Origin of the sequence: Aeromonas rivuli, assembly GCF_000820045.1 — a bacterium.
GTDB classification, from domain to species: Bacteria; Pseudomonadota; Gammaproteobacteria; order Enterobacterales; family Aeromonadaceae; genus Aeromonas; species Aeromonas rivuli.
Genome location: NZ_CDBJ01000020.1, coordinates 46,313 through 53,877, shown reverse-complemented (window position 1 = coordinate 53,877; position 7,565 = coordinate 46,313). Strand labels below are relative to the sequence as shown.

Sequence of the window (7,565 nt, the reverse complement as noted above, 5' to 3'; positions counted from 1 at the left end):
CTCTCTATTGTCCCGATCCCCCGATGCCAGCTGCTCTCCCTCTCGATCTCCTCCCCCGCGCCCCCCTCCCTCACAGCTTCTGCCATGAGCTGGCCCCCGGCGCGCATCTGCTCGATGCGGGTTGTGGCGAGGGGCAGGATGCCCGCCATTTCCAGCAAAGCGGCTATGTGGTGAGTGCCATCGAGGTCGATATCACCCTGGCCAGGCGCGCTTCGCGTCATGCGGAGTTACCGGTGCGAGTCGGCGACATCAGTACGCTGCACACAGTGGTGCCCTTCGATGGCATCTGGGCCTGTGATCTGCTCCCTCATCTGCCAGCCTGCCAGCGGGCATTGATGCTGACCAGACTGGCCGCCTTGCTCAAGAGCGGGGGCATCCTCTACTGCAACCTCCCTCTCGGTGAGCGGCTGATCCTGCCAGCGGAGAGTGACCGCCCCGAGGCAGAGGCCAGGATGGATGCCGATGAGCTGGCACTGCTGAGCGCCCGCTCGCTGCATCTGATCCGGCAGTGGCAGGCTCCCCTGCCCCCGGAGCCCGAGACCCGAATCTGGCGCCATCTGTTGCTGCGCAAGGGCTGACTCTGATCGATGGATGGGCTCGGTCAGAGTCCGCTACCGACGACTCCTCTGGTCCGGATGAGTGGCGCCCCCGGCCTGGTATTACCTTGTCTTCACCGGCGGACTAACCCAGGCCATCCGGCACCTGGCTCGCAAGCGCATCTATCGGATAGATGCATCCTTCACAACATTTAACACAACCATAACAAGGCATAGACAGACATAAGAGTGTATATGTGTTAAAAAGCCGCACTAAATTCAGAAGACAATAACAAGTCAGACACTCATACCGGATCTGCCCATGAAACTCGTGCTCAAACTCCTCGCCGGCATCCTCGCCGGTCTGCTGCTCGGCCTCTATGCCCCCGACTGGGTCGCCCGTCTGCTGTTCACCGCCAAGACGGTGGTCGGCCAGCTGATTGGCTTCACCATTCCGCTCATCATCTTGTTCTTTATCACCAGCGGCATCGCCAGCTTGCCAAAGAACTCGGGCAAGCTGCTCGGCAAGACGGTGGCCCTGGCTTATGGCTCCACCATTTTGGCCGGCACCTTCGCCTTCACCCTGGCCAGTCGGCTGATCCCGACCCTGACCGAGGCCGCCACCGCCAGCGCGGATCCGGCCAGCAAGCTGGTCTCCTATATCAACATGGAGATACCACCGCTGTTCGGGGTCATGTCGGCCCTGGCCGCCGCCTTCATCTTCGGGATCGGCATCAGCGCCAATGAGGCCACTGACTTGCGTCGTATCGCCGATCAGGGCCGCGATATCATCGACCGCCTGCTGGCCCGGGTGATCATTCCCTTGCTGCCCATCTATATCGCCGGTGTCTTCGTGGAGATGACGGTGGAGGGCACCGTCTTCACCACCCTCAAGACCTTCGGGGTGGTGCTGGTGATGGCGATCCTGATGCACTGGATCTGGCTCTGTGTGCTGTTCGTCGGCACCGGGCTGGCCCTTGGCCGTTCGCCGCTCATGCTGCTCAAGAACATGCTGCCCGCCTACTTCACGGCCCTGGGCACCATGTCCAGCGCCGCCACCATCCCGGTGGCCCTGCGCGCCAGCCGTCAGAACGGGGTGAGCGAGGGGATTGCCAACTTTACCGTGCCCCTGTGCGCCACCATCCATCTGTGCGGCTCCACCATTACCCTGGTGACCTGTGCCACCGCCGTCATGTACCTCTCCGAACACCTGGCCATCCCGGGCTACGGCACCATGTTGCCCTTCATCATGATGCTTGGGGTCATCATGATAGCGGCGCCCGGCGCCCCGGGTGGCGGCGTCATGTCCGCCCTGGGCCTGCTCACCTCCATGCTCGGCTTCGGTGAGGCCTCCATCGCCCTGATGATCGCCCTCTACCTGGCCCAGGACAGCTTCGGCACCGCCTGCAACGTGACCGGAGACGGCGTCATCGCCCTCTGGGCCGATCGCTTCGCTCAGCGTGATAGCACCTCACGGTCTGAAGCTGCCTGACTCTGACGGTCATAAAAAACGGGAGCCAATGGCTCCCGTTTTTTATGGTGCGATCTCTGATGGGGCTGACCCCTTCACCCACTCGTCGCCACGCTCGCACTGAACACAGTGCCCCGACAGCGCTTCCGATATACAACCTGCGACTATGGCTTGCTCCCCCGGCGGCGGATCACCCCCTCCTGGGCGGTGCTCGCCACCAGCACCCCGTCCCGGGTAAAGAACTGGCCGCGCACCAGACCACGGCCGGCGCTGGCGCTCGGGCTGTCCACCACATAGAGCAGCCAGTCATCGAGGCGGAAGTCCCGATGGAACCACATGGAGTGATCGATGGTGGCCACCTGTATGTCTGGTTCCCAGTAAGAGACGCCGTGAGGTTGCAGGGCGGCAAACAGGAAATGGAAATCCGAGGCGTAGGCCAGCAGGTACTTGTGCACCCTGGGATCATCCGGCATCTGGCCATTGGCCTTGAACCAGACGTGGCGCAGCGGCTCGTGGACATCCGGCCGGATCGGATCGACCAGGGTCACCGGGCGAATTTCGAGGGGCTTCTCGCACAGGATCTTGTCACGCAGAGCGGGCGGGATCTGATGCTCATAGGGACGCACCAGCTCCAGCTCGCTCTTGAGCAACTCAGGAGGCGTGATCCCCTCCGGCATGCTGATCTGATGCTCGAAGCCCTCGGCCTCGACTTGAAAGGAGGCGTTGAGGTAGAAGATGGGCTTGCCGCCCTGAATGGCCTTGACCCGGCGGGTGGAGACGGTCTGACCGTCGCGGATGTTCTCCACGTCGTAGACGATGGGTCTATTGGCATCCCCGGGGCGCAGAAAATAGGAGTGAAAGCTGTGTACCTGACGATCGGCGGCCACCGTCTGCTTGGCGGCGGACAACGCCTGCCCCATGACCTGCCCGCCGAACACGGCTCTCAGGCCGAGATCCTGGCTCTGGCCCCGAAACAGGCCCTCTTCGATCTTCTCCAGCGCCAGCAGTGCCAGCAGCTCATCCAGTACCTTGCTCATTAGTTTCTCCTGTATCCGATAGCCAGAGGCTAACAAGGAGCCAGGGCCGAGGCAACCTCCCTTTCCCGCGGACAGGGTTGAGGCGCACAGCCCCAGGCCCTGTGGCGCCCCCATAACGAACAGGGCCCGCACTGAGGAGTGCGGGCCCTGTTTCGCGTCAGTCAGCATGACTGGCGGCTTACTTGCTGCCGGTACCCGAGTTGCGGGTCGAGGAGGTCGGCTTGCGACGGGCGCTCGCAGTGCGGGCACGGGGCTCCTGACCTTGCATCTCTTTGTGGCGTTTGACGGCGCGGCGGATCTGGGCGGCCTGCTTGTGACGGGTGCTCTTGCCCTCTTGCTGCAGATCGACCTTGGATTCGGTCTCGTAGTTCATGTGGACCAAGCCGCGCAGGTAGTTCACTTCCTGCAGTTTGAGCTCTTTCCAGCCACCACGGGGGATGCCGCGATCCAGGGTAACGTCGCCGTAACGCACCCGCATCAGGCGGCTCACCTGCACTTCCTGGGATTCCCACAGGCGGCGCACTTCACGGTTGCGACCCTCGGTCAGGGTGACGTTGAACCACTGGTTCAGGCCTTCGCCACCGGCTGCCTTGATCTTGTTGAACTTGGCCAGACCATCTTCGAGCTGCACGCCCTTGCGCAGACGCTGCAGCATGGCCTCGGTGATCTCGCCAAACACCCGCACCGCGTATTCACGCTCCACCTGGTGGCTCGGGTGCATCAGGCGGTTGGCCAGTTCACCGTCGGTGGTGAACAGCAGCAGACCCGAGGTGTTGACGTCCAGACGCCCCACCGCTATCCAGCGGGCACCATCCATCTTGGGCAGACGATCGAACACGGTCGGACGACCTTCCGGATCGTGGCGGGTACACATTTCGCCTTCTGGCTTGTGATACGCCAGCACACGGCAGATCTGCTCTTCGGCAGCACGGGTCTTGATCTGATGACCATCCACCCGGATCACGGCGTTCACTTCGACGCGATCTCCCAGTGTGGCAGCCTTGCCATCCACACTGACCCGACCTGCGGTGATCAGGGCCTCCATCTCACGACGGGAGCCGTGACCCGCGCGGGCCAACACTTTTTGCAGTTTTTCACTCATCGGGGTTACCTGATTGTTGTTCCCTGTCCGGCATGCCGGGCAAGGGTAATGACTGTGGTGGATCCCAGACGGGGATCCGCCACCGCTTCAATGATTAAGATACCGCACTCACCAGATCGCACCGCTCATTCGACCGGCTTGCTCAATGGGGAGCGCTCTCCTCGCCCAGCATGGCGGACAAGGGTTGTTGCAGTTCAGGATCCAGCTCGGGGAGCTGTTCCAGGCTCTGCAAATTAAAATAATCGAGAAATTCTCGGGTGGTGGCGAGCAGCTCGGGCCGACCCACCACCTCTTTGTGGCCTATGCTGCGCACCCAGCCACGCTCTTTCAGGGTATTCACTATCTGGCTAGAGACCGCCACCCCACGGATGGCTTCGATCTCGGCCCGGGTTATCGGCTGACGATAGGCAATCAGCGTCAACGTCTCCAGCACGGCCCGCGAGTAACGCGGCGCCCGCTCGCTCCACAGCCGGGAGAGCTCTTCGGCATACTCCTGGCGCGCCTGAAAACGCCAACCGGAGGCGACCTCCTTGAGCTCCACCCCCCGCTCGCTGTAATCCTGCTTGAGCTCGGCCAGCAGCAGCTGCACGTAACGGCTGGTCACCGGATAATCCGCCAGCACGCTGCCCTTGAGTTCGCTCACCGTCAAGGGCCGACCCGCCACGAACAGCGCCGCCTCGAGCAGGGTCTTGAGCCGTTCAGCAGGCAGAGCCATGACCACTCTCCTCCAGGCTTGCCAGACCGCGCTCGCCAAAGATGGCCGCAGCGCAAAAATCGCGGGGCGCAGCATACCACAAGTCGGCTGGCGAATTAATGAACTCTCGCTCGTGAATGATGACGATGGCCCCCGGCTCCCCTTCCGACGGGAGGGCCATGGCCGCCCCTGCCGCCATCGCGGCGGGCAGGGCCAGCCACATTGACTCATTGCTCATGTCCGCTCGCCTCTTCTATCTGGCTTGCCAGGGCGAAATGGATAGGGCCCAGCGGCTCGGCCTGCAAGATCCAGATAAGCTGCTCCTTGCACAGCTCAAGCAGAGCCAGAAAACTGACCAGCACTCCCATGCGCCCCTCTTCGGCGCGCAGCACATCGGCCAGCTGCAGCGTCTGCCCCAGGGAGAGCAAGGCGAGAATTTCGGCCATGCGTACCCGGGTCGGGATCTGCTCGCGGCGGATCTGGTGATGCTCAAAATGCGTCGCGCGTTTTACCACACTTTGCATGTAGAGTGCGAGCTCGACCAGGGAGACATCGGGTGACAGCGGCTTGAGGGCGCCAAAGTCCGGTGGCAGGGCGGCGGCAATAAAAATCTCCCGCTCCACCCTGGGCAAGCCATCGAGCCGCTCGGCACCATGCTTGAAGCGCTCATACTCTTGCAGGCGGCGAATGAGAGTGACCCTGGGATCCTCCCCCTCGTCTTCGTCTTCCAGCTCGGGCGCCTTGGGCAACAGCAGCCGGGATTTTATCTCCGCAAGCCAGGCCGCCATCAGCAGATATTCGGCTGCCAGCTCCAGATTGAGCCCCTGCATCAGCTCCACATAGCGCATGTACTGGGTGGTGATCTGCAGGATCGGCAGGTTGAGAATATCGAGTTGCTGGCGACGGATCAGGTAGAGCAGCAGATCCAGCGGCCCCTCGAAGGTTTCGAGAAACACCTCCAGCGCATCCGGGGGGATGAAGAGATCCTGGGGCAGCTCATGATAGGGCTGCCCCAGTACGGTCGCGATGGGTGTGGCCACCATCGGCGTCATCTTCTCCCTCTCATGGGATGGTGCGCTGGCCTCATTCAAACGGAGTGGGATCTCCGGCGCCACGGCGGCGCACCACGGGGTCTTCGTCGGAGAAATCGACCACAGTGGTCGGCTGCTCGCCGAGATAACCACCATTGAGTACCAGATCCAGCTGCTTGCCGAGCTTGTCGGCGATCTCTTCCGGGTCAAACTCCGCCATCTCGGATCCCGCCAGGATCAGGCTGGTGGAGAGCAGCGGCTCACCGAGGGCCTCGAGCAGTGCCAGGGCAATGTTGTTGGCGGGCACCCGGATACCGATGGTCTTCTTCTTCTCGTTCATCAGGCGGCGCGGCACTTCCTTGGTCGCCTTGAAGATGAAGGTATAGGCACCCGGGGTATTGCTCTTGAGCAGACGAAACGCGCTGTTGTCCACCTTGGCATAGGTGGCTATCTCGGAGAGATCCCGGCACACCAGGGTGAAATCATGAGTGGGATCGATGCGGCGAATGCGGCAGATCCGCTCGAGAGCGCCCTTGTCGCCCATGTGACAGCCGAGGGCATAGCCCGAGTCGGTGGGATAAGCGATGACGCCACCATTTTGAATGATCTGCACCGCCTGGCTGATGAGACGGGCCTGGGGATTGTCTGGATGTACATAGAAATGCTGAGTCATATATTCCTCCCGGAATAGGGCAGGCTCATCCTGCCTTCAATACAATAGCCACTTTAGCACGCTGCCTATCGGCTGGCGCCACTCAGGTCGCACGGCTCGCCAACAAGCGCTGGTGCTCATCGCTGCTGAGTCCGAAATGGCCCGGATAGGCGAGCCAGAGCGGCGTGCCCTCCTTGGGCAGCCAGAGATGGCGGCCCAGCTCGGTCCAGTTGGACGGGAAGTGAAAATCAGAGCCGACCGACACATAGAGATCGTGATCCTTGGCCCACTGGCCCAGATTGGCGCGCTCCCCCGGGCTCTGCTGGGGCAGGGAGACCTCCATGGCATCCCCCCCTGCGGCCTTGAACACCACCAGCAGCCGCTTGATCCACTTGGCGGTAAGATCATAACGGCTAGGATGGGCCAGCACCGCCAGGCCACCGGCACTGTGGATCACGGCGATCGCCGCCGCCATCTCGGGCCAGTCGGCCGGGGCATAACCCTTGTTGCCCCGGCTCAGGTATTTCTTGAACACCTTCTGCATGTTGTCGGCAATGCCGCGGGCCACCAGCACCCGGGCAAAATGGGCGCGAGTGACGGCGGCGTCGCCGGCCAGCTGCTTGGCCTCTTCATAGGTGCCGGGGATCTGGCACTTCTCCAGGCGCCGACCAATCTCCTGGGCTCTGGCCTCGCGCCGGGCGAGCTGGGCCGCAAGAAAATCCATCAACAGTGGATTTTTTTCATCCACCCCCAACGCCACTATATGGATCTCGTTATGCTCCCAGGCGGTGGAGATCTCGACCCCGCTCACCAGCCGCAGCGGCAGCTGCTCGGCGGCGATGGTGGCGCGCACCTCGTCAAGTCCGGCGAGGGTATCGTGGTCAGTGACCGCCAACACCTCTACGCCCTTCTCGGCGGCGCGGCGCACCAGGTCCCTGGGCGCCAGCACACCGTCGGAGGCTGTGGTATGGCAGTGCAGATCGAATCGCATTGGCTATCTCGCTCACATGGTTCAGGGCGAATTGGCAAAAGCGACTTGACT

The 7,565-nt window shown here is 62.4% G+C and carries 9 protein-coding genes; 2 read left to right on the top strand and 7 right to left on the bottom strand.

Features of this window, described 5'->3' with window-relative positions:
* Positions 1-578, top strand: a 578-nt coding sequence (locus BN1130_RS03305; RefSeq protein ID WP_370736598.1) for a class I SAM-dependent methyltransferase, incomplete at its 5' end; no start/stop codon positions are given.
* 280 nt (positions 579-858) lie between these two features.
* Entirely contained in the window at positions 859-2,028 is a 1,170-nt protein-coding gene (locus tag BN1130_RS03300; protein ID WP_042040306.1) for a dicarboxylate/amino acid:cation symporter, read from the top strand.
* A 143-nt stretch (positions 2,029-2,171) separates the two neighbouring features.
* On the opposite strand, the gene tesB is transcribed toward BN1130_RS03300, so the two are convergent.
* From tesB to rnm, 7 genes are all read right to left on the bottom strand, one after another.
* Entirely contained in the window at positions 2,172-3,044 is an 873-nt protein-coding gene (tesB, locus tag BN1130_RS03295; protein ID WP_005898684.1) for an acyl-CoA thioesterase II, read from the bottom strand.
* Between the two features lie 178 nt (positions 3,045-3,222).
* Positions 3,223-4,146: a 23S rRNA pseudouridine(2605) synthase RluB gene (gene rluB / locus BN1130_RS03290; RefSeq protein WP_042040305.1), complete on the bottom strand. Its 924-nt coding sequence runs from the start codon at positions 4,144-4,146 to the stop codon at positions 3,223-3,225.
* Between the two features lie 142 nt (positions 4,147-4,288).
* Entirely contained in the window at positions 4,289-4,861 is a 573-nt protein-coding gene (scpB, locus tag BN1130_RS03285; protein WP_042040304.1) for an SMC-Scp complex subunit ScpB, read from the bottom strand.
* Positions 4,845-5,078 carry a hypothetical protein gene (locus tag BN1130_RS03280; RefSeq protein ID WP_157013877.1) on the bottom strand — a complete coding sequence of 78 codons (234 nt, stop codon included), beginning with the start codon at positions 5,076-5,078 and terminating at the stop codon, positions 4,845-4,847. Before BN1130_RS03280 ends, scpB begins: the two co-directional genes overlap by 17 nt.
* A complete protein-coding gene (locus BN1130_RS03275) occupies positions 5,068-5,892 on the bottom strand; it encodes a segregation and condensation protein A (RefSeq protein WP_042040301.1) in 825 nt (274 codons plus the stop codon). The genes BN1130_RS03280 and BN1130_RS03275 overlap by 11 nt, the downstream gene beginning before the upstream one ends.
* A gap of 31 nt (positions 5,893-5,923) precedes the next feature.
* Entirely contained in the window at positions 5,924-6,544 is a 621-nt protein-coding gene (locus tag BN1130_RS03270; protein WP_042040300.1) for an L-threonylcarbamoyladenylate synthase, read from the bottom strand.
* Between the two features lie 82 nt (positions 6,545-6,626).
* Complete coding sequence (gene rnm / locus BN1130_RS03265) at positions 6,627-7,514, bottom strand: RNase RNM (RefSeq protein WP_042040299.1); 888 nt, start codon at positions 7,512-7,514, stop codon at positions 6,627-6,629.
* Positions 7,515-7,565 lie beyond the last annotated feature (51 nt).

Excerpts from the sequence above, each read along its gene's own strand:
- BN1130_RS03300 (WP_042040306.1), top strand. The coding sequence starts at position 859 with ATGAAACTCGTGCTCAAACTCCTCGCCGGCATCCTCGCCGGTCTGCTG.
- tesB (WP_005898684.1), bottom strand. The coding sequence starts at position 3,044 with ATGAGCAAGGTACTGGATGAGCTGCTGGCACTGCTGGCGCTGGAGAAG.
- rluB (WP_042040305.1), bottom strand. The coding sequence starts at position 4,146 with ATGAGTGAAAAACTGCAAAAAGTGTTGGCCCGCGCGGGTCACGGCTCC.
- scpB (WP_042040304.1), bottom strand. The coding sequence starts at position 4,861 with ATGGCTCTGCCTGCTGAACGGCTCAAGACCCTGCTCGAGGCGGCGCTG.
- BN1130_RS03280 (WP_157013877.1), bottom strand. The coding sequence starts at position 5,078 with ATGAGCAATGAGTCAATGTGGCTGGCCCTGCCCGCCGCGATGGCGGCA.
- BN1130_RS03275 (WP_042040301.1), bottom strand. The coding sequence starts at position 5,892 with ATGACGCCGATGGTGGCCACACCCATCGCGACCGTACTGGGGCAGCCC.
- BN1130_RS03270 (WP_042040300.1), bottom strand. The coding sequence starts at position 6,544 with ATGACTCAGCATTTCTATGTACATCCAGACAATCCCCAGGCCCGTCTC.
- rnm (WP_042040299.1), bottom strand. The coding sequence starts at position 7,514 with ATGCGATTCGATCTGCACTGCCATACCACAGCCTCCGACGGTGTGCTG.